At 68.3% G+C, this 21,743-nt stretch carries 19 protein-coding genes; 9 read left to right on the top strand and 10 right to left on the bottom strand.

All coding sequences use genetic code 11. The features are described from left to right. Positions 1–23: 23 nt before the first annotated feature. Complete coding sequence (locus LE197_RS32950; protein ID WP_003101357.1) at positions 24–1,667, bottom strand: acetolactate synthase large subunit; 1,644 nt, start codon at positions 1,665–1,667, stop codon at positions 24–26. A gap of 300 nt (positions 1,668–1,967) precedes the next feature. Between LE197_RS32950 and LE197_RS32945 the strand changes: the two genes are divergently transcribed. Further along, a complete protein-coding gene (locus tag LE197_RS32945) occupies positions 1,968–2,687 on the top strand; it encodes a B3/4 domain-containing protein (RefSeq protein WP_016562283.1) in 720 nt (239 codons plus the stop codon). 27 nt (positions 2,688–2,714) lie between these two features. After that, positions 2,715–3,353 (top strand): FMN-binding negative transcriptional regulator, encoded by a 639-nt coding sequence (locus LE197_RS32940; RefSeq protein ID WP_003101360.1) that lies wholly within the window; start codon positions 2,715–2,717, stop codon positions 3,351–3,353. Between the two features lie 3 nt (positions 3,354–3,356). Here LE197_RS32940 and LE197_RS32935 read toward each other — a convergent pair whose 3' ends face one another. Both LE197_RS32935 and LE197_RS32930 read right to left on the bottom strand, forming a co-directional pair. Further along, the gene (locus LE197_RS32935) at positions 3,357–3,824 is read right to left on the bottom strand and encodes a VOC family protein (RefSeq protein WP_003118992.1); all 468 of its coding nucleotides are present in this window, start codon (positions 3,822–3,824) and stop codon (positions 3,357–3,359) included. A gap of 25 nt (positions 3,825–3,849) precedes the next feature. Beyond that, positions 3,850–4,872 (bottom strand): GlxA family transcriptional regulator, encoded by a 1,023-nt coding sequence (locus LE197_RS32930; RefSeq protein ID WP_003118991.1) that lies wholly within the window; start codon positions 4,870–4,872, stop codon positions 3,850–3,852. A gap of 306 nt (positions 4,873–5,178) precedes the next feature. Between LE197_RS32930 and LE197_RS32925 the strand changes: the two genes are divergently transcribed. The 6 genes from LE197_RS32925 (at position 5,179) to pqsL (ending at position 12,606) form a co-directional block, all read left to right on the top strand. After that, on the top strand, positions 5,179–5,907 hold the full coding sequence (locus LE197_RS32925) for a GntR family transcriptional regulator (RefSeq protein WP_003101372.1): 729 nt from the start codon (positions 5,179–5,181) through the stop codon (positions 5,905–5,907). A gap of 92 nt (positions 5,908–5,999) precedes the next feature. After that, complete coding sequence (locus tag LE197_RS32920; RefSeq protein WP_003454371.1) at positions 6,000–7,319, top strand: NAD(P)/FAD-dependent oxidoreductase; 1,320 nt, start codon at positions 6,000–6,002, stop codon at positions 7,317–7,319. A 135-nt stretch (positions 7,320–7,454) separates the two neighbouring features. After that, entirely contained in the window at positions 7,455–8,783 is a 1,329-nt protein-coding gene (locus LE197_RS32915) for an MFS transporter (protein WP_003101374.1), read from the top strand. A gap of 64 nt (positions 8,784–8,847) precedes the next feature. Then, the gene (locus LE197_RS32910; RefSeq protein WP_003144543.1) at positions 8,848–9,759 is read left to right on the top strand and encodes a dihydrodipicolinate synthase family protein; all 912 of its coding nucleotides are present in this window, start codon (positions 8,848–8,850) and stop codon (positions 9,757–9,759) included. Beyond that, positions 9,752–11,242 (top strand): aldehyde dehydrogenase, encoded by a 1,491-nt coding sequence (locus LE197_RS32905; protein WP_003101377.1) that lies wholly within the window; start codon positions 9,752–9,754, stop codon positions 11,240–11,242. Before LE197_RS32910 ends, LE197_RS32905 begins: the two co-directional genes overlap by 8 nt. 167 nt (positions 11,243–11,409) lie before the next feature. Next, complete coding sequence (gene pqsL / locus LE197_RS32900) at positions 11,410–12,606, top strand: FAD-dependent monooxygenase PqsL (protein ID WP_226033797.1); 1,197 nt, start codon at positions 11,410–11,412, stop codon at positions 12,604–12,606. A 40-nt stretch (positions 12,607–12,646) separates the two neighbouring features. Here pqsL and LE197_RS32895 read toward each other — a convergent pair whose 3' ends face one another. From LE197_RS32895 to bfiS, 7 genes are all read right to left on the bottom strand, one after another. Then, positions 12,647–13,651 carry an isopenicillin N synthase family dioxygenase gene (locus LE197_RS32895; RefSeq protein WP_003101381.1) on the bottom strand — a complete coding sequence of 335 codons (1,005 nt, stop codon included), beginning with the start codon at positions 13,649–13,651 and terminating at the stop codon, positions 12,647–12,649. Between the two features lie 8 nt (positions 13,652–13,659). Next, complete coding sequence (locus tag LE197_RS32890) at positions 13,660–14,403, bottom strand: amino acid ABC transporter ATP-binding protein (RefSeq protein ID WP_003144541.1); 744 nt, start codon at positions 14,401–14,403, stop codon at positions 13,660–13,662. Next, positions 14,400–15,104, bottom strand: coding sequence for an amino acid ABC transporter permease (locus LE197_RS32885; protein WP_003101386.1), 705 nt, complete (start codon positions 15,102–15,104; stop codon positions 14,400–14,402). The genes LE197_RS32890 and LE197_RS32885 overlap by 4 nt, the downstream gene beginning before the upstream one ends. Further along, a complete protein-coding gene (locus tag LE197_RS32880; RefSeq protein ID WP_003101388.1) occupies positions 15,101–15,799 on the bottom strand; it encodes an amino acid ABC transporter permease in 699 nt (232 codons plus the stop codon). The genes LE197_RS32885 and LE197_RS32880 overlap by 4 nt, the downstream gene beginning before the upstream one ends. An 84-nt stretch (positions 15,800–15,883) precedes the next feature. Beyond that, a complete protein-coding gene (locus LE197_RS32875; protein ID WP_003118170.1) occupies positions 15,884–16,714 on the bottom strand; it encodes an ABC transporter substrate-binding protein in 831 nt (276 codons plus the stop codon). Positions 16,715–16,869: 155 nt separating this feature from the next. Continuing rightward, on the bottom strand, positions 16,870–17,514 hold the full coding sequence (gene bfiR / locus LE197_RS32870) for a two-component system response regulator BfiR (RefSeq protein ID WP_003144536.1): 645 nt from the start codon (positions 17,512–17,514) through the stop codon (positions 16,870–16,872). Positions 17,515–17,516: 2 nt separating this feature from the next. Continuing rightward, the gene (gene bfiS, locus LE197_RS32865) at positions 17,517–19,793 is read right to left on the bottom strand and encodes a two-component system sensor histidine kinase BfiS (RefSeq protein WP_003123960.1); all 2,277 of its coding nucleotides are present in this window, start codon (positions 19,791–19,793) and stop codon (positions 17,517–17,519) included. 245 nt (positions 19,794–20,038) lie between these two features. Here bfiS and LE197_RS32860 point away from each other — a divergent pair, with 245 nt between their 5' ends. Then, complete coding sequence (locus LE197_RS32860; protein WP_003093598.1) at positions 20,039–21,661, top strand: acyl-CoA synthetase; 1,623 nt, start codon at positions 20,039–20,041, stop codon at positions 21,659–21,661. Positions 21,662–21,743 lie beyond the last annotated feature (82 nt).

The following is a 21,743-nucleotide window of genomic DNA, read 5'->3' as shown; positions in this document are numbered from 1 at the left end:
CGCCGGCGCGACGCTCCGGCGGTTCAGACCGCCAGGGCGCGTTCGCGCAGCTCGACGTTGAGGATGCGGTCGTTCTCCGAGTAATCCACCGGGCAATCAATCACATGCACCCCGGGCGTGCCCAGGCAGCGCTCCAGCAGCGGCAGGAAGCCCTCGGCACTGTCGACCCGGTGGCCGTGGGCGCCGTAGGCCTCGGCGTAGTGCACGAAGTCCGGGTTGCCGTAGTCCAGCCCGAAGTCGGCGAAGCCCATGTTCGATTGCTTCCAGCGGATCATCCCGTAGCCGTTGTCGCGCAGGATGATCACCGTCAGGTTCATCTTCAGCCGCACCGCGGTTTCCAGTTCCTGGCTGTTCATCATGAAGCCGCCATCGCCGCACACCGCGACGATCGGCCGGTCCGGGTAGACCAGGTGCGCGGCCATCGCCGAGGGCAGGCCGGCGCCCATGGTGGCGAGGGCGTTGTCCAGCAGCACGGTGTTGGGCATGTGTGCCTTGTAGTTGCGGGCGAACCAGATCTTGTACATGCCGTTGTCCAGGGCGACGATGCCCTGCGACGGCAACGCCCGGCGCACGTCGGCCACCAGGCGCTGCGGATAGAGCGGGAAGCGCGGGTCGTCGGCGCCTTCGGCGACCTGCGCCTCGTTGGCCTCGCGAATCGCCAGCAGGCGGGTGAAGTCCCAGTGCGCGGTATCGTCCAGCGCCTCGCCGATCTGCCAGATGGCGTTGGCGATGTCGCCCACCACTTCGATCTGCGGGAAATACACCGGGTCCACCTCGGCGGAACGGAAGTTCACGTGGATCACCTCGGTACCGCCGCGAACCATGAAGAACGGCGGCTTCTCGATCACGTCGTGGCCGACGTTGACGATCAGGTCGGCCGCCTCCACCGCGCGATGCACGAAGTCGCCGGCGGACAGCGCGGCGTTGCCGAGGAAGCGCGGGTGACGCTCGTCGACCACGCCCTTGCCCATCTGGGTGGTGACGAAGGGAATGCCGGTCTTGTCGATCAGTTGCTTGAGGACCTTGGCGGTCATCTTGCGGTTGGCCCCGGCGCCGATCACCAGGATCGGGCTGCGCGCGGCGCGCAGCTTCTCCACCGCGGCGCAGATCGCCTTGTATTCCGCCAGCGGCCGGCGGCTCAGGCTCGGCGGGATGGGCAGGCTGTCGGTCTGCTCGGCGGCGATGTCCTCCGGCAGCTCCAGGTGCACCGCGCCGGGCTTCTCTTCCTCGGCCAGGCGGAACGCCTCGCGGACCCGCGAGGGAATGTTGTCGGCGGAGGCCAGTTGGTGGGTGTACTTGGTCAGCGGCTGCATCATGCCGACCACGTCGAGGATCTGGAAGCGGCCCTGCTTGGACTTCTTGATCGGCTTCTGCCCGGTGATCATCAGCATCGGCATGCCGCCCAGGTAGGCGTAGGCGCCGGCGGTGACCAGGTTGGTGGCGCCCGGGCCGAGGGTCGACAGGCTGACCCCGGTCTTGCCGGTGAGGCGCCCGTAGGTGGCGGCCATGAAGCCGGCCGATTGTTCGTGGCGGGTGAGCACCAGCCGGATCTGCGACTTGCGCAGGGACTCCAGCAGGTCGAGATTCTCCTCGCCGGGAATTCCGAAGACGTACTGCACGCCCTCGTTTTCCAGGCATTGCACAACCACATCGGCTGCCTTGGCCATCTGCGTTCTACCTCGGGTGGTGGCGGTTCTGACCGCTCGAACACTGCGCCCCTCGCGTCTCGCTGTCCAGCCCCTCCCGGCCGGCGGAAGGCTCTGGCGCCGGCTTCGCCGGCAAGCGAACGCCGCTCCCGCCATTAGCGCAGCTGAACCCGACCACCCGATCATCAGCACAGCTAATAATTCATTCGCTGATTTCATGGTGAGGGCGGAGCCCGGATGGTAAAAATCCACCTACCGCTTTACGCGCCGGCCAAGCCGAATGCCCCGCCCCCTCCATCTCACCGAACCCTGAAGACGACCATGCCCGAGCACGCCCCGATCCTCCCCGTCATCGCCGCCGAGGTGGCCGCCCTCGCCCCCGGTTTCCGCGCCCTGAGCCTCACCGTCGAGGCGGCGCCGATCGTTCGTCCGGAAATCGCCGACCGCGCCGTAGAGCGCGCCTGCCAGGCGCTGGCGCGTGGCGAACCGGACTGGGCCGAGGCGCACCTGGCAGCCTGGGCCGAGGCGTTCCGCCGCTTCGGCGCCAAGCCGCAGCGCACCCCCTGCTCCGCCGAAGCCCTGCGCAAGCGTGCGCTGCGCGACGGTGGGCTGCCGAGCATCGACCCGGTGGTGGACCTGTACAACGCCATCAGCGTGCAATTCGCCATTCCGGTAGGCGGCGAGAACCTCGCCGCCTATGCCGGCACGCCGCGCCTGGTGGTCGCCGACGGCAGCGAGACCTTCGACACCCTGAAGAACGGCGAGGCGGTCGACGAATCCCCCGACCCCGGCGAGGTGGTCTGGCGCGACGACCTCGGCGTCACCTGCCGCCGCTGGAACTGGCGCCAGGGCGTGCGCACCCGCCTGGACGCCAGCGCCCAGCGCATGTGGTTCATCCTCGAGAGCCTGCCGGAAATGCCGCTGGCGGCCCTGCACGAAGCGGGCGGCCTGCTGCTCGACGAATTGCGCCTGATGATGCCCGGCATGCGCGCCGACTCGCACCTGCTGTGCGTGGCGACGGAACCCACCGACAGCGTATAAGGGCCGAGTCCCCGAGGAGAACAGAACATGTACCTGCCTTCGCATTTCGAAGAGTCCGACCCGCAGGCGCTGCACGCGCTGATCCGGGACTATCCGCTGGGCCTGCTGGTCAGCCACGGCGAAGCGGGCCTGGACGCCAACCACCTGCCGTTCGAGCTGAGCCCGGAGAAGGGCGCGCAAGGCACCCTGGAAGCCCATGTCGCGCGCAACAACCCGGTTTGGAGCGAGCTGCGCGACGGCGACGAGGTGCTGGTGGTGTTCCGCGCCGGCGATGCCTACATCTCGCCGCAGTGGTACCCGAGCAAGCAGGAGCACCACCGCCAGGTGCCGACCTGGAACTACCGGGTGGTCCACGCCCACGGCCGGGTGCGGATCCGCGACGACGAACGCTATGTGCGCGGACTGGTGGCGCGCCTGACCCGCACCCACGAGGCGACCCAGGAAACGCCCTGGAAAATGACCGACGGCCCCGCCGACTACATCGACGAGATGCTCCGGCTGATCGTCGGCATCGAAATCGAGATCACCCGCCTGGTCGGCAAGTTCAAGCTCAGCCAGAACAAGGAAGCCCGCGATATCCGCGGCGCCAGCGCAGCGCTGCTGGCGCGCGGCGAACAGGCGATCGGCGCGGCCATGGACGATTGCGCCGCCCGGCGCGACGGCTGAGGTTCAGGCCTCGCCCGGCTGCGGCCGGTGGTGGACGAACTCGACCACCGTGCCGTCCGGCAGCAGCGCATTGAAGCAGGCGCCGGTGGGCGCGCGCGCCGGCCCGAAGATGATCTGCGCGCCGGCAGCCAGCAACCGCCGGTGATAGGGCTCGATGTCGTCCACCAGCAGGGTGCCAGTGGTGCTGCGGAACGGCGCCAGCGCCTCGTCGCTGCCCTCCAGCAGGAGGAAGGCGCCGACCGCGGCGAGTGTCAGGCGTTTCTCGGGAAAGTCGAAGCGCATGTCGTGGGCGACGCCCTGCAGGTCTTCGTAGAAAGCGATGGCCGCATCGATGCTGCCCGGTTCCAGGTAGACACGGATGAACACCCGCGGCTCGGCGAAACCGGACGAGTCGTTGACGCGACGCCAGAGAAAAGGCTGGGACATGGCGCAGGACCTCCGCAGGCCAGGGCGAAAGGTCCGTTCTAGCATGCCGGCCGCGTCCGGCGAAACGCCCTCATTTCGTCGAGCGGACGTTGCCGTAGCGCACTTCTTTCGACGGTGGGTAGCCGTAGAAGGCGGTGTAGCACTTGCTGAAGTGGCTGGGCGAGACGAAGCCGCAGGCGACCAGGACCTCCAGCATGGTCAGGTCGGAATGTTGCAGCAGGCGCCGGCACTCGGTGATCCGCAACTCCAGGTAGTAGCGCACCGGCGTGGTTCCGAGCTGCTGCTGGAACAATCGCTCGATCTGCCGCCGCGAGCGCCCCACGTAGTGGGCGAGCTGCTCCTGGCTGAGCGGTTCCTCGATATTCGCCGCCATCAGGTTGATCACTTCGCGCAGCGGCTCGCTCATCTTCTCGTGCAGGGCGGGGCGCACCCGCCGGTAGCGCGACTCCTCGAAGGCGAGGATATCCACCACCGCCTCCACCAGGTCGCGCCCGTGGCGCCGGGCGATCCACTCCAGCGCCAGGTTGAAGGCGCCGGTGGGGCTGGCCGCGGTCAGGCGGTCGCGGTCGACCATATAGCTGTCGCTGGTCACCTGGCTGTTGCGGGCGATCTCGGCGAGGGCGGCGCGGTGCTCGGGATGGATGCAGCAGCGGTAGCCATCCAGCAGGCCGGCGTCGCCGAGGAACCAGGCACCGTTCCACAGCCCGGCCAGGGCGACGCCGCGCGACGCCACGTCCTGCAACGCTTCCCGCAGCGCGGCGGACGAGCGCAGGGGCGTGCGCAAACCGCCGCAGACCACCAGCAGGTCGAGTCCTTGCAACGCCGCCGAGGCGAGCGCCAGGTCCGGGCAGATCAGCAACCCGAGGTCGCTGGTCACCGGCTCGCCGCTCAGGCTGAAGTTGCTCACCGCGAAGGACTCGCTGCGGATCAGGTTGGCGGTCACCAGGGTGTCCAGCGCCTGGGTGAAGGCCGGCAGGGAAAAGTGTTCGAGCAGCAGGAAGCCCACCCGCGCCCGTGCCGAGCCCCCCTCCCCGGCCCCGGTGAACCTGAGGTTCTGCCCTTGCAGGGCGGCGCTGAAACGCCTTCTTTCCATCGATTCGTGCCTCTTGTTCTTCTTGTTCCCGGCCAGCGGGCCGCGACGCCTGCCGTCACGGCGAAAACCCCGGGCGCTCCATCATATGCGCAAGCCATGTGACTTGGCGCCTCCCTGGCGCGCCGGGGGAATGTGCTCAAATACGCCCTCGGGGGGCTGCCCCTTTCACACGCCACGGCGTCAGCGGAAACAGCGCGGACGAACGGTGCGGAGACGCCCCGAAAACCTGTAGACATATTGTCTAACAGAACCCTATAGTCATTATACAAACTGTAGACAAAGCCCATGACAAGTAGAAAGGCCTCCATGAAAGCCCAACCCGACGTCGACTCGAACAGCGCCGATGCCCCCTTCGACCGCAAGGCGGTGCTGGGCGATGCGCTGCGCCGGCGGATCCTGAGCATGGAACTGGCGCCCGGCGCGGTCGTCGACGAACTCGCCCTGTGCGACGAGTTCGGCCTCTCGCGCCCGCCGGTGCGCGAACTGCTGCGGCAGATCGCCGCCGAGGGCTACATCGAACTGGAAGCCAACCGTGCGCCGCGCGTCGCGGCCATGAGCCACGACTCGCTGCACGCCTTCTTTCTCGCCGCGCCGCTGATCTACATCGCCACCACGCAACTGGCGGCCACCCATGCCAGCGAAGCGGAGATCGAGACGCTCAAGGCGATCCAGGAAGATTTCCGCAAGGCCATCGAAGAGAAGCATGTGGAAAACCGCGTCATCCACAACGACGCCTTCCACCTGGAGATCGGCAGGATGGCCCACAACGACTACCTCATGCCGAGCCTGCGCCGCTTGCTGATCGACCATGCGCGGCTGGGCAAGATCTTCTACCGCCATCCGACCACCGACGACATGCAACGCGACCTGGAACTCGCCTGCGACCAGCACGACCAGATCGTCGATGCCATCCAGCGGCGCGATCCGGATGCGGCGGCGGACATCGTCCGTGCGCATTTCGAGCTGTCGCGCCGGCGCATGGCCGAGTACGCGGCACCGGCCGGAGTGGAGGTGGCGCTGGTCTACGAGGGTTAGCGAGCCCCCGCGCCACGGCCCCGCCCGAGAAGCGGAGGCGGTCACGCAGGGGATGGTTACCGGGTTCCAATAACAAGAGTCAGGTCCCTGCGATGACGAAAGTAACCCACCTTCCGGCCGACGACCGTTCCTGCGGCTGGTATCACCTCAGCCCGCCGCGGCGGCCGAAGCCGGCCCACTACGGCAGGAGCGCCGCCCGTTGGGTGGTGGTCGGCGCCGGCTTCACCGGCCTCGCCGCCGCGCGCCAGCTGGCGCTGCATTTTCCCGACGAGGAGATCGTCCTGGTCGAGGCCCAGGAAGTCGGCTTCGGTACCGCCGGGCGCAACGCCGGCTTCGCCATCGACCTGCCCCACGACATCGGCGCCGACGACTACATCGGCGACATAGCGACCGCCCGGATCGGCCTGAAGCTCAATCTCGCCGGCCAGTCGCTGCTCCGCGAACAGGTGCAGCGCCATGCCATCGACTGCCAGATGAAGGCCTGCGGCAAGTACCAGGCGGCCGTCGAGGCGCGCGGCGTGGCTGTGCTCGACGCCTACCGGCGCGGCCTCGATCGGCTCGGCCAGGCCTACGAGGTGATCGAGGCGGACGACCTCCCGGGACACATCGGCACCGCTTTCTATCGCAAGGCCCTGTTCACCCCCGGTACCCTGCTGGTGCAGCCCTCGGCCCTGGTCAAGGGCCTGGCCGACAGCCTGCCGGGCAACGTCAGCCTCTACGAACACACACCGATCACCGCCGTGGAATATGGCGACAGGACCCTGCTGAGCCATCCCCACGGCAGCATCCTGGCCGACCGCCTGGTCCTCGCCAACAACGCCTTCGGCATGAGCTTCGGCTTCCTCCAGGGGCGGATGCTGCCGATCTTCACCTACGCCAGCCTGACCCGGCCGCTCGATGCCGAGGAGCAGGCCCGCCTCGGCGGGTGCCCCTACTGGGGCCTGATCCCGGCCGACCCTTACGGCACCACGGTGAGGCGTACCCCGGACAACCGCCTGCTGATCCGCAACAGCTTCAGCTTCAACCCTGACGGACGCAGCGCCGGGAAGTACCTTGAGCGCTTCGCCGTACGCCATCGCGCCTCGTTCCGCCAGCGCTTCCCGATGCTCCCGGAAGTCGGCTTCGACTACACCTGGGGCGGCTCGCTGGCGCTGTCGAGGAACCACATGGGGCACTTCGGCGAGCTGGCGCCCAACGTCTATGGCGCCCTGTGCTGCAACGGCCTGGGGGTAACCCGCGGGACCGTCACCGGGAAGCTGCTGGCCGACTGGCTGGCGGGCGAACGCAACGAGCTGATCGACTTCCTGCTGCGCGCGCCCGGTCCCAGCGGCAATCCACCCGAACCACTCCTTTCCCTTGGCGTGAACCTCAACCTGAGGTGGGGGCAGTATCGAGCAGGTAGAGAAAGCTAGGCATCCCTAGGAACGCGCCCGCGGGCGCCGACTTCGATTCAGACGGCCATTGAAGACCGGAGCTGGAGAGCGTTCCAGCCTCGCGGATTCGCTCGGCCCGAATTCACCGGCAGCGGTTAGAACCAGGAGACAATAATGACAAATCCTACGACCTCGATCGAAGACGTACCCCTCAACGCCTTCCACCGGCTGTTGACCCTGCGCTCCGGCGGCGGCTCCTTCGTCGACGGCTACGTGCTGAGCATCATCGGCGTGGCGATGCTGCAGATGACCGCGGCATTGCAACTGAGCAGTTTCTGGCAGGGCATGATCGCCGCCTCGGCGCTGGTCGGCATCTTCTTCGGCGGTTTCCTCGGCGGCTGGCTGACCGACCGCCTGGGCCGCCGCAGGCTGTTCTTCGTCGGCCCCAGCCTGTTCGTCCTCGCTTCCCTGGCGCAGTACGGGGTCGACTCGGCGGCGGCGCTGTTCGTCCTGCGCTTCCTGATCGGCGTGGCGGTGGGCATCGAGTACCCGGTCGCCACCGCCTTGCTGGTGGAGTTCCTGCCGAAGAAGTATCGCGGACCGCGCCTGGCCACCCTGACCATCCTCTGGTTCGCCGGCGCCGCCTTCGCCTACCTGGTCGGCGACCTGATCCTGCGCAGCGGCGGCGAGGACGCCTGGCGCCTGGTACTGGCCAGCACCGCGGCGATCGGTGCCGTGCTGTTCCTGCTACGCATCGGCACCCCCGAGTCGCCGCGCTGGCTGCTGAGCAAGGGCCGCGACGCGGACGCAGAGCGGGTCATCCGCCAGGTCTACGGAGAAGCCTTCTCGCTGGAGAACCTGCCCGAACAGGCGCTGGAACGGAAGGTCACCATCTGGCACCTGCTCTACGCCGGCTACGGCAAGCGCATGCTCTTCGTCACCCTGTTCTGGACCTGCTCGGTGATCCCCGTGTTCGCCGTCTACGCCTTCGCGCCCAAGGTGCTGCTGGCGCTGAACCTGAAGGGCGACTGGGCCTCCTACGGTTCGGTGGCGATCACCCTGCTGTTCGTCATCGGCTGCATCATCGCCACCCGCCTGATCAACCGCATCGGCCGGCGCTGCATGCTGCTGCACAGCTTCCTCTGGTCCGGCCTGGCGCTGCTCGGGCTGGGCGTCTTCCACGCCGGCTCGGAGGCGACCATCCTCGGCCTGTTCGGTGCCTACGCGCTGTTCATCGGCGGCGCCCAGGTGCTGCAACTGGTCTACCCGAACGAACTGTTCCCCACCGAGATCCGCGCCTTCGCGGTCGGCGTCGGCACCTCGTTATCGCGCGTCGGCGCCGCGGTGGGCACCTACCTGGTGCCGCTTTCCCTGGAAACCCTGGGTACCGCCCAGACCATGTACGCCGCCGCGCTGGTGACCCTGCTCGGGCTGCTCGTGACCTGGGCCCTGGCGCCGGAAACCCGTTCGCTGAACCTGCAGCAGGCGGCTTCGCTCACCTGAACCACCCGCCGCGGCAGCGTCCGCCGGGTGCGCCGCGGCCCAGCATCCCACAGGAGGAAACCCCGTGAAATTCGAAGGTATCTATACCCCCGCCATCACCCCGCTGAGCGCCGACGGCAGCATCGACACCCAGGCCTTCGCCGAGGTCCTGGAGTTTCTCGTCGAGTCGAAGGTGCACGGCATCGTGATCGGCGGCTCCACCGGCGAGTACTACGCGCACACCGCCGAGGAACGCCTGGCCCTCGCCGCCCACGCCAGCAAAGTCATCGCCGGGCGCCTGCCGCTGGTGGTGGGAACCGGCGCGATCCGCACCGAGGACTCGCTGGCCTACGCCGAAGCCGCCCGCGCCATCGGCGCCGACGCCATCCTGGTCGGCTCGCCGCCCTACGCGCTGCCGACCTCGCGGGAGATCGCCGAGCACGTGCTGGCGGTGGATCGCGCCGCCGGCCTGCCGATCATGCTCTACAACTATCCGGCGCGGATGGGCGTGGAGATGGACGAGGCGTTCTTCGCCGCCGTCGCCGGCTGCCGCAACATCGTCGCGATCAAGGAAAGCTCCGGCTCCACCGCGCAATTGCACCGCCTGGCCTGCCGCCACCCGCGGATCGCCTTGTCCTGCGGCTGGGACGACCAGGCCCTGGAGTTCTTCGCCTGGGGCGCGCGCAGTTGGGTCTGCGCCGGCTCCAACTTCATCCCTGGCGAACACCTCGCCCTGTACCAGGCCTGCGTGGTCGAGAACGACTTCGCCAAGGGCCGGCGCATCATGGCGGCGATGATGCCGCTGATGGACTTTCTCGAAAGCGGTCACTTCGTCCAGTCGATCAAGCACGGCTGCGAGCTGGCCGGCCTGCGCACCGGCGGCGTACGTGCGCCGCTGAAGGCGCTGGACGAGGCCGGCAAGGCGGCACTGGCGGAGATCGTCGCCAGGCTCAAGGGCGAGGTCGCGCGGATCGTCGAGGGTGGCCGCCATGACTGAGCTGCTGAGCCGGGAGGAATACGCGGCCATCGCCGCGACGCTGGACCTTCCCCAGCGCGCCTTCATCGACGGAGGGTTCCGCGATGCCTGCGGCGGCCGCACCTTCGCCTCGACCAACCCGGCCACCGGCGAGCTGCTGGCGCAGGTCGCCGCCTGCGACGCGGAGGACGTCGGGCACGCCGTGGCCAGCGCGCGGCGGGCGTTCGAGGACGGCCGCTGGCGCTCGCGCACGCCCGCCGAGCGCAAGGCGGCGCTGCTGCGCCTGGCCGAGCTGCTGGAAGAGCACCTGCTGGAACTGGCGGTGATGGAGAGCCTCGACAGCGGCAAGCCGATCCGCGAATGCCAGCACACCGACCTGCCGGAAACCATCAATACCCTGCGCTGGCATGCCGAACTGATCGACAAGATCTACGACAGCACCGCCCCGGTCGGTTCGGCGGCGCTGGCCATGGTGGTGCGCGAGCCGATCGGCGTGGTCGGCCTGGTGCTGCCGTGGAACTTCCCGCTGCTGATGCTCGCCTGGAAGATCGGCCCGGCGCTGGCGGCAGGCTGCTCCGTAGTGGTCAAGCCGGCCCCCGAGACCAGCCTGACCGCCCTGCGCGTCGCCGAACTGGCCAGCCAGGCGGGGATCCCCGCCGGGGTGTTCAACGTGGTCCCCGGCGGCGGCCGCGAGGCCGGCGAACCGCTGGGCCGCCACCCGGACGTGGCGATGGTCAGCTTCACCGGCTCCACCGCGACCGGCCGCCTGTTCCTCAAGTACGCCGCCGAGTCCAACCTCAAGCGGGTGGTACTGGAGTGCGGCGGCAAGAACCCGGCGGTGGTGATGAACGATGTCGAGGACCTCGACCTGGTGGCGCAACACGTGGTCAACGGCGCGTTCTGGAACATGGGCGAGAACTGCTCGGCGTCCTCGCGGCTGATCGTCCACGCCGAGGTCCGCGAGGCGCTGCTCGAACGCATCGGCGCGCAGCTCCGCGAGTGGCGCATGGGCGACCCGCTGGATCCGCGTAATCGCCTCGGCGCGCTGGTCAGCCCGGCGCACTTCGAGAAGGTCCGCGCGTACCTCGACCAGGCCAGGACGGAGCGGTTGGCGGTGCGCTTCGGCGGCGCCACCGAGGCTGGCATCTTCGTCGAGCCGACCGTGGTCGATGGCGTCTCGCCGCACAGCCGGCTGTTCCGCGAGGAAATCTTCGGCCCGCTGCTCTCGGTCACCTCTTTCGACGACATCGACGAAGCCATCGCCCTGGCCAACGACACCGTCTACGGCCTCGCCGCCTCGGCCTACACCGGCAGCCTGCGCCACGCACTGCGCCTGTCGCGGGAGATCCGCGCGGGGATCGTCACCGTCAACTGCTTCGGCGAGGGCGACGCCTCGACGCCCTTCGGCGGCTACAAGGAGTCAGGCTTCGGCGGTCGCGACAAGTCGGTCTGGGCACACGACCAGTACACAGAGTTGAAGACCATCTGGATCGACGCTTCCTGAAGCTGTCCGGCCCGCAAGGGCCGGCACTCCCGCCTGGCGGCGAGACCGGACAACCGGGCCGGACAGGCGACCAAGTGCAGACAACACCCATTCTGCATAACGTTCCGTCGCTATGCTGCTGCCTCCACCCTTCCCTTTTCCGCCAGGAACGACACGGAGACTCATCCATGACGGACAACCATATCGATGTACTGATCAACGGCTGCGGCATCGGCGGGGCGATGCTCGCCTACCTGCTCGGCCGCCAGGGCCACCGCGTAGTGGTAGTGGAGCAGGCACGGCGCGAACGCGCGATCAACGGCGCCGACCTGCTCAAGCCGGCCGGCATCCGGGTGGTCGAGGCGGCCGGGTTGTTGGCCGAGGTGACCCGTCGCGGTGGGCGGGTCCGCCATGAGCTGGAGGTCTATCACGACGGCGAGCTGCTTCGCTATTTCAACTATTCCAGCGTCGACGCGCGCGGCTATTTCATCCTCATGCCCTGCGAGTCGCTGCGCCGCCTGGTACTGGAAAAAATCGACGGCGAAGCGACCGTCGAGATGCTGTTCGAGACCCGCATCGAAGCGGTGCAGCGCGACGAGCGCCACGCGATCGACCAGGTGCGCCTGAACGACGGCCGCGTGCTGCGTCCGCGGGTGGTGGTGGGAGCCGACGGTATCGCCTCCTACGTGCGCCGCCGGCTGCTCGATATCGATGTGGAACGCCGCCCCTACCCGTCGCCGATGCTGGTCAGCACCTTCGCCCTGGCGCCCTGCGTGGCCGAGCGCAACCGCCTGTACGTGGACTCGCAGGGCGGGCTGGCCTACTTCTATCCGATCGGTTTCGACCGCGCGCGACTGGTGGTGAGCTTCCCCAGGGAGGAGGCGCGCGAGCTGATGGCCGACACCCGCGGCGAGTCGCTGCGCCGGCGCTTGCAACGCTTCGTCGGCGACGAGAGCGCCGAGGCGATCGCCGCCGTCACCGGCACTTCGCGCTTCAAGGGCATCCCCATCGGCTACCTGAACCTGGACCGCTACTGGGCGGACAACGTGGCGATGCTCGGCGACGCCATCCACAACGTGCATCCGATCACCGGCCAGGGCATGAACCTGGCCATCGAGGACGCCAGCGCCCTGGCCGACGCCCTCGACCTGGCCTTGCGCGACGCCTGCGCGCTGGAGGATGCCCTGGCCGGCTACCAGGCCGAGCGCTTCCCGGTGAACCAGGCGATCGTCTCCTATGGCCATGCGCTGGCCACCAGCCTGGAGGATCGCCAGCGCTTCGCCGGGGTCTTCGGCACCGCCCTGCAGGGCAGCAGCCGTGCGCCGGAAGCCCTGGGCGGCGAGCGCTCCTACCAGCCGGTGCGGTCGCCGGCGCCGCTCGGCTGAACCCGCCAGCGCGGCCGGAGCGTAGCGTCCGGCCGCGCGCCTAGAGCAGGTCGCGGCGCAACTGCGGGAATACCTTGGCCACCTTGTTCAGCAGGTAGTCGCCGTACTCGCCGTGGAAAGCGTGGACGTTGGCCTGGTCCCAGCGACGGGCGCTGTCATCCTGTTCCGGCACCTCGGGCAGCCCTTCGATGGGCTGCACGCGGGCATGGAAGTTCGGATCGAAGAACAGCGGGAACGACAGGCGGTCGCGCCCCGAAGTGTTGCGTGCCACCCGGTGCGGCGTGCTGCGGTAGAGGCCGCCGGTCATGCGTTCGAGCATGTCTCCGAGGTTGCAGACGAACGAGCCCGGTATCGGCGGAGCCTCCAGCCAACCCTGTGGGGTGCGCACCTGCAGGCCGCCGATGGCGTCCTGGTGGAGCAGCGTGAGCAGGCCGTAGTCGGTGTGTTCGCCGACGCCCCACTGCACGTCGAGGCCCTCCGGCACTGGCTGGCTCGGGTAATTGAACAGGCGGAAGAGGATCAGCGGATCGCCGGTATAGCGCGCGGCGAAGTAGTCGGCTTCCAGTCCCAGACCGAGGGCGATGCCCTCCATCAGCCGGTGGCCGACGCGGGTGGTTGCGTCCAGGTACTCCAGCAGCGTCTCGCGCAGGCCGGGCACCTCGGGGAACAGGTTGGCGCCATGCAGCGGCGTCCCGGCGCGCACTTCGGGATGCTCAGCGTCCAGTTCGCTGCCCAGGTACAAGCCTTCCTTCCAGTCCGGGCGGTTGGAGGTCAGTTCGCCGCCAAGAGGGAAATAGCCGCGCCAGGCGCGCCCGCCAAGCTCCATGCGCCAGCGCAGCTTGCTCGTCTCGTCGAGGGCGAAGAACTGCCGCGCCAGGCGCTCCAGGCGCTCGACCAGTTGCGCCTCGACGCCGTGCCCGACCACGTAGAAGAAGCCCTGCTCGCGGCAGGCGCGGTCGATTCGCACGGCGACCGACCGTCGCGCCGCCGGGTCGCTGCCGGCAAGGGCGGCGATATCGATGATCGGCAGACTCGGAGTGCTCATGGCGTTCCTCACAGGGGTTGGGCGAAGGGGGTGCGGATGTCGGCGAGGAACTTCCGCGCACGCGGGTGCTGCGGGCGGTTGAAGAAATCGTCGGGGCTGGCGCGCTCCAGCACCCGGCCGGCGTCCATGAACAGCACGCGGTCGGCGACGTCGTGGGCGAAGCCCATCTCATGCGTTACCACCACCATGGTCATGCCGTCGCGGGCCAGGTCGCGCATCACCAGCAGCACCTCGCCGACCATCTCCGGGTCGAGGGCGCTGGTCGGTTCGTCGAACAGCATCAGCGGCGGCTCCATCGCCAGCGCGCGGGCGATCGCCACGCGCTGCTGCTGGCCGCCGGAAAGCCGCGCGGGGAACGCCGCCGCTTTGTCCGCCAGGCCGACCCGCTCCAGCAGCGCCATGGCCTGGCGGCGTGCCTCCGCGGGTTTCAGGCCGCGCAAACGGAGCGGCGCCAGGGTGCAGTTGTCCAGCACGTTCAGGTGCGGGAACAGATTGAACTGCTGGAACACGAAGCCGATGTGCGAGCGGAAGCGATTGAGGTCCAGGCCGGGAGCGTGGATGTCCTGGCCATCGATCAGGATGCGCCCGCCCTGGATCGGTTCCAGGCGGTTCAGGGTACGGATCAGGGTGGATTTTCCGGAGCCCGAGGGTCCGCAGACCACCACCACCTCACCGCGGCCGACCTGTTCGTCGACATCCGCCAGGGCGTGGTAGGCGCCGTACCATTTGTTGACCTTTTCCAGCCGGATCATCGGGCCTCCTTGGGATTGCCACGCTGCGCCTGGCGGCGTTCGAGCCAGAAGGCGAAACGCGACAGTCCGAAGCACAGGATGAAATAGGTGAGGCCGAGGATCAGGTAGACCTGGGTCGGCAGGGTGAATACCTGGGTATTGATCTGCGAGGCGATGAAGCTGACTTCGGCCAGGCCGATGATGTAGCCCAGGGAGGTCTCCTTGATCGTCGAGACGAATTGGTTGACCAACGACGGCAGCATGTTGCGCAGCGCCTGCGGGAGGATCACCAGGCGCATGCTCGCCAGGTAGCCCAGGCCGAGCGAACGCGCCGCCTCGAACTGGCCACGGTCGAGGCCCTGGATGCCGGCGCGGACGATCTCGGCCAGGTACACCGCGTCGAACAGCACAAGCGCCAGCAGCATGGTGGTGAACTGGTCGGTGCGCTGGCCGGTGAGGGTCGGCAGGAAGAAATAGGCCCAGAAGATCACCATCAGCAACGGCACCCCGCGCACCACGAAGACCAGCGCGGTGATCGGCCAGCGCAGCCAGCGCCAGGGGCTGACCCGCGCCAGGCCGAGCAGGATGCCCAGTGGCAGCGCCAGCAGCAGCGCCAGCGAGGCCAGGACCAGGGTCAGGGCCAGCCCGCCCAGCGGCCCGTTGGGGTACTGGCCGACGAGGAAGTACAGCCAGTAGCTATCGATCAGTTCCAGGGTGGTCATCGCCGTTCGACTCCCGGATAGCGCTGCTGGTACCAGGCGGCAGCGCCGGTGATCAGCAGCGATACGCTGAGATAGGCCGCGGTGGCGAAGGCAAAGGACTCGAAGCTGCGGAAGGTCGAACTCTCCACCTGGCCGGCCTGGTACATCAGCTCGGCGACGCCGATCACCGTGGCGATGCTGGTGTTCTTCCACAGGTTGAGGGTTTGCGAGATCAGCGGCGGTACGGTGATCCGCAAGGCCTGCGGGAGGATCACCAGGCGCATGCTCGCCAGGTAGCCGAAGCCCAGCGCGCGGGCGGCCTCCAGTTGCACCGTGGGCACCGCGCGGATGCCGCTGCGCATGTCCTCGCTCATGAACGCGGCGGTGTACAGGGTCAGCGCGACGATAGCGCTGGCGGCCTCGATGTTGCCGGCGTAGAGCCAGGCCTTGAGGTCCTCGGGTAGCCATTCCGGCGCGGCGAAGTACCAGAACAGCATGTGCGCCAGCAGCGGTACGTTGCGGATGCTCTCGACATAGGCGAAACCGAGCCATTGCAGGGCGCGGAACGGCGCCAGGCGCAGCAGCGCCACCAGCATCGCCAGCGGCACGGCGAAGACCAGGGTGACGGCGGCCAGCTTCAGCGACAGCAGCAGGCCGGCGACCAGCATCTCATGGTACTGGCCGCGCAGCAGCAGGGAGAAATCGAACTCGAACATGGGAAAGGCGCACGCTGTCCGCGAGGACTCACAGGGGACGGGCGGCGACGCGCATGGTCGCCGTCACGCAGAGACGTCAGGCGCTCACTCGGGGATCCGGTCGGAATCGATCTTGAAGTGGCGCTCGCTGAGGTTGGACTTGGTGCCCGGCCCGTACCACTTGAGGTACAGCTGCTCCGCCGCGCCGCTGCGCTCCAGACCGGCGAGGGTCGAGTCGACCAGTTGCTTGAGTTGCGGATTGCCCTTGCGGAAGGCGATGGCCAGGGCCTCGGTACTCAGGTTCTCCGGCAGGATGGCGTAGCCGCCGGCCGCCGCGCCGAGCTTGCCGAAATCGTTGACCAGTGCCGACTCGTCGTCGACGAAGGCCTGACCCTTGCCCTGCTGCAACGCCAGCAGCGCCTGCTGGCTGGTCTCGAAGGTGACCACCTGGGCGTTGGGCAGCGCCTTGCGGATGTTCGGCTCCTGGGTGCCGCCCTTGACCGTCAGCACCTTCTTGCCGTCGAGGTCATGCAGCGAGGCGAAGCCGGCGTTCTTCTTCACCAGGGCCTTCTGCCCGGTGACGATGATCGAATAGGAGAAATCCACCAGCGCCTCGCGCTCCTTGTTGTGGGTCAGCGAGGCGGCGAGCAGGTCCACGTGGCCCTGCTGCAACTCCGGGATACGCGCCGCCACGGAAATCTGCTTGAACACCGGCTTGACCCCGATGGCCTTGGCGATCTCGGTACCAAGATCGACCTCGTAGCCGATGATCTGACGGGTCTTCGGGTCGATGAAGCTGTTCGGCTCGTCGGTGCCAAGGGTGCCTATGACGATCTCGCCCTTTTTGCGGATGTCGGCCAGGTCGTCGGCATGGGCAGCGCTGCCGATCAGGGTGAACACAGCCGCCACGGCTGCGCCAAGCAGGCGAATCTTCATGATGGGTATCTCGCGGAGGAATGGGGTTCGACGTCGGGCGCCGGGTGGGCCGCAGTCTATTAATAACCAAACATCCGGTGAAATATGGTTTTCATATAACCATATGAGATATAAAACTATGCCACTTCCCGCCCCGCGCCAGGGCCCGCGCGCGCTCAGGTGCCCTCGCGCAAGCGCAGCGGGTCCACCAGCCCGGCGGCGATGGCCATGCCCACCAGCTCCGGCAGGGTCTGGGCCTGCATGCGCTTCATCACCCGCGCGCGGTAGAGGTCGACGGTCTTCACGCTGACTTCCAGTTGCTCGGCCACCTCGCGGCTGGTATAGCCGCGCACCAGCGGCAAGAGCACGTCGCGCTCGCGCGGGGTGAGGCTGTCCAGGCGTTCGCGCAACCCGGCGTCGAGATCGTGGTGCCGGCGCCGACGGGCGTGGCGATCGAGGGCCTGCTGCACGCTGTCGAGCAGCAATTGTTCGTTGTAGGGTTTCTCGATGAAATCCACCGCACCGGCCTTGAAGGCGCGCACCACGATGGGCACGTCGGCATGGCCGCTGACGAAGATCACCGGCAGGTCGATGCCGCGCGCCAGCAGTTCGTCCTGCACGTTCAGCCCGCCCATGCCGGGCATCCGCACGTCGAGCAGGACGCAGGCATGGCGGCCGCCCTCGCAGGCATCGAGGAAGTCCAGGCCCTGGGTGAAGGGCCGTGCCTTGAGGCCGACCGATTCCAGCAGCCAGACCGTCGATTCGAGCATGCCCTGGTCGTCGTCGACCACGTAGACCAGCGCTTCGTCAGGCATAGCCATCGTTAACCTCCCGTGGCGCCGGCGGCGAGCGGCAGCCGGCAGTTCATGAGCAACCCGCCATCCGCCGGCAGCTCGGCTTCGAGGGTGCCGCCGAAGCCCTCGACGATGCTGCGGCTCATCGACAGGCCCAGGCCCAGCCCTTCCGGCTTGCTGGTGTGGAACGGCGTGAAAATGTGTTCCAGCTGATCCGCCGGCACTCCCGGTCCCTGGTCGCGAACCCACAGGCAGAGCAGCCCGCCGGGCTCGACGCGGCTACCGATGACGACCCGCGACGGCGAGCCGGGATGCGCCTCGCGGTTGGCTTCGATGGCGTTGCGCAGCAGATTGAGGAACACCTGTTCGAGCAGCACGCGGTCGGCATACAGCGGCGGCGGATTGTCGGTCATCGCCTCTTCCACCGCCACTTGCCAGTGCCCGGCTTCCCACGCGCAGAGGCCGATGGCCTCGCGTGCCACCTGGTTGAGGTCGAGCGCCTGCAGGCGCCGCTGGCCCTTGCGCAGGAAGGCGCGCAGGCGCTTGATCACCTCCGCCGCGTGGCCGGCGTGCTCGCCGATCCGCGCCAGCCCCTCGGCCACCCGCCCGGCGGCCTCGGGCTGGCTGCCGAGGACGGCCAGGTAACGCTGGCTGGCGCTGGCGTAGTTCATCACCGCCGCCAGCGGCTGGTTGATCTCGTGGGCGATGCCCGAGGCCAGTTCGCCGAGAGTGACCAGCCGCGCAGTGTGCGCCAGTTCGTCCTGGTGACGGCGCTGCTGGGCCTCGCGCAGTTCGCGTTCGGTCATGTCGCGGGCCACCAGCGAGTAATAGCGCTCCTCGCCGCGGCCGCGATGGGCCAGCAACACCAGCGAGACTGGCAGCGACGGACGCCCGTCCTGCGGTTGCAGGCGCCCCTCGCGGCTCCAAACGCCGCCATCGCGCGCCTGTCGCCAACCCTCTTCGGCCAGCCGCGCCGGAGTGTCGCCGGCCAGCAGGCGTTCCAGCGCCGGCGCCTCCTGCCCGTCGGCGATGCCGAGGGCGGCACGTGCCGAAGGATTGAGGTAGGTGACGCGGCCGCCATGCTCGACGAACAGCACCAGGTCGGTGTTCGCCTCGACCACTTCGGCCAGGCGCCGGCGGTTCTCCTCCGCCTCGACCCGCCGGGTGACATCGCGGGACACGCTGACCACCTCCACCACCGCCCCGGTGTAGGTCTCGCGGATCGCCCGGCTGGCGGTCTCGAACCAGCGGTAGCGGCCGTCGCGGTGGCGGATACGGTAGGTGATGGTCAGGTAGCCGTCCTGCTCCAGCGCTTCGCGCGCGCGCAGCGCCACCTGGCCGCGGTCCTGGGGGTGGAACAACGCCTGCGCCGGACGCCCGCGCAGTTCCTCCGGCCAGTAGCCGAGCAGGGTCCAGGAAGCCGGCGAGGCGTCGAGGAAAATGCCGTCGAGGGTATGCCGGGAAATCAGGTCGGTGGTGTTCTCGGTGATCAGCCGGTACAGCCGGCTGGCCCGCGCCGCCTCGCGCTCGCCGCGCAGGCTGGCGGTTGCGTCGCGGCAGCGCGCCAGCACCCGGGCCTCGGCGCTGTCGGGAATGAACTGCCAGAGCAGGATGCGTCCGTCGCACTCCGCCTCCACCTCGCCGAGGGCCCGCGCCTGCCCCAGGCTGGCGCGCACCAGTTGCCCATGGTTGGCCGGGAGGTAAGCGCGCCAGGCCTCGCGCGGCCGCTCGCCAAGCAAGGCAAGGAAGGCCTGGTTGAATTCCACCGCCTGCGCCTCGCCGTCGAGCAGCAGCGCCGGCTGCGGGTCGGCCGCGAGGAACGGCGCAGCGCGGGTGACGCCACGGGCGGCGGCGAGCAACGGTGCGAGGAGCAGGCCGAGCCAGTCCAGCGCAGCGCTCTGCGGCGTATCGCTGGCCACCAGCAGCAGGCCTTCGTCGCCGGCCTGCAGGTCGAGGGCGAAGGCCATGCCATGCTCCACGCCGGCACGCCGCAAGCGCGCGCCGAGCCAGGAGGCGGAACGCCGCAATTCGTCCAGAGCCAGCCGGCCGTCGCGCACCAGCCGCTCGCGCAACGCCAGGTCGCTGGCCCGGTTCGGCTCGCCGGCGCCCGGCGGCAGCGCCGGCGACGGCGGCACCGGGGTATAGGTCTGCGCCTGCGGCTGCCAGGCCAGGTACCAGGCCTGGCGCGTGCCCGGATGTTCGAGCAGCAAGCGGCGCAGCGCACCGACCCGCTCGACCAGCGGCGCGCCCTCGCGCAGCAGGCGCAGGAGGCTGTTGAGGGCAGGCGAAGCGGGAAGCGGACTCATGGGCGGAAGATGATCCTGGGAACTTATATAGTATTTATACTATAAGCTTATGGTTTAACTTCCATATATTTTTCATCGTTGCTATAAATCGCCCCAACCCAAGGAGCGCTTCGCCTGGTCCTTGGAAGCTGTTCACGATCTGCCGAGCCAGAGAAACCAGCCGTTTTCGACGCAGTCTCTCCGCGCGCGGCAGATCGTGACCCTTACCCAGAACAGAGCTAACAATCAGCCACGGGGTACTCTTCATGTCGATCTTCGAACAGGGTCTCGCGCCCGCCGCCGTCAACCACATCGCCCTGACGCCGCTGAGCTTCATCGAGCGCACCGCCAGCGTCTATCCGCACTACCCCGCGGTGATCCACGGCAACATCCGCCGCGACTGGGCGCAGACCTACCAACGCTGCCGACGCCTGGCCTCGGCCCTGGCCGGGCGCGGCATCGGCCAGGGCGACACGGTGGCGGTGATGCTGCCGAACATCCCCGAGATGCTCGAGGCGCACTATGGCGTGCCGATGATCGGCGCGGTGCTGAACACCCTCAACGTACGCCTCGACGCCGAAGCCATCGCCTTCATGCTGCAACACGGCGAAGCCAAGGTGCTGATCACCGACTACGAATTCCACGAGGTGATCCATGCCGCCATCGGTATGCTCGACCACCCGCCGCTGGTGGTCGACGTCAACGACCCCGAGTATGGCGAAGGCCGCCCGGTTGGCGAACTGGACTACGAGGCGCTGCTCGCCGAGGGCGACCCGCAGTTCGCCTGGGAATGGCCCCGGGACGAGTGGCAGGCGATCTCGCTGAACTACACCTCGGGCACCACCGGCAACCCCAAGGGCGTGGTCTACCATCACCGCGGCGCCTACCTGAACGCGCTGGGCAACCAGATGACCTGGTCCATGGGCCAGCACCCGGTGTACCTCTGGACCCTGCCGATGTTCCACTGCAACGGCTGGTGCTATCCGTGGACGGTGACCGCGCTGGCCGGCGTCCACGTCTGCCTGCGGCGGGTCGATCCGCAAAAGGTCCTCACCCTGATCCGCGAGCACCAGGTCAGCCACCTGTGCGGCGCGCCCATCGTGCTCAACGCCCTGATCAACATGCCCGACTCGGCCAAGGCCGCCATCGACCACCCGGTGCATGCCATGGTCGCCGGCGCCGCGCCACCGGCCAAGGTGATCGGCGCGGTGGAAGAGATGGGCATCCGCGTCACCCATGTCTACGGCCTCACCGAGGTCTACGGCCCGGTCACGGTCTGCGCCTGGCACGGCGAGTGGGACGACCTGCCGCTGGAGCGACGCGCCGCGATCAAGTCGCGCCAGGGCGTGCGCTACCCGACCCTCGAAGGGGTGATGGTGGCCGACCCGAAGACCCTCGAGCCGGTGCCGCGCGACGGCCAGTCCATCGGCGAGATCTTCATGCGCGGCAATACCGTGATGAAGGGCTACCTGAAGAATCCCAGCGCCACCGAGGAAGCCTTCGCCGGCGGCTGGTTCCATACCGGCGACCTGGCGGTCTGCCATCCGGACGGCTACATCGAGATCCGCGACCGGCTCAAGGACATCATCATCTCCGGCGGCGAAAACATCTCCACCATCGAACTGGAGGGCGTGCTCTACCGCCACCCGGCGGTGCTGGAGGCGGCGGTGGTGGCGCGGCCCGACGAAAAGTGGGGGGAAACGCCCTGTGCGTTCATTACCCTGAAGAGCGATCATCAGGGGCTCGCCGAGAGCGAGATCGTCGCGTTCTGTCGCGAACACCTGGCCGCGTTCAAGATTCCGCGTACCGTGGTGTTCTCGGAACTGCCGAAGACCTCCACCGGCAAGATCCAGAAATACGTGCTGCGCGAGTGGGCCGCCGCCCTCTGAGCGCCGCCAGCCGAATTGCCCGTGCAGCGGCCGTGCCACGGCGGCCGTAGGCAGGATGCGCACGGGCAACCCTGTACCTGCG

Source organism: Pseudomonas sp. PS1(2021), assembly GCF_020405165.1.
GTDB classification, from domain to species: Bacteria; Pseudomonadota; Gammaproteobacteria; order Pseudomonadales; family Pseudomonadaceae; genus Pseudomonas; species Pseudomonas aeruginosa.
The sequence above is the reverse complement of the archived record's forward strand: the minus strand, read 5'-3'. Positions and strand labels throughout refer to the sequence as shown.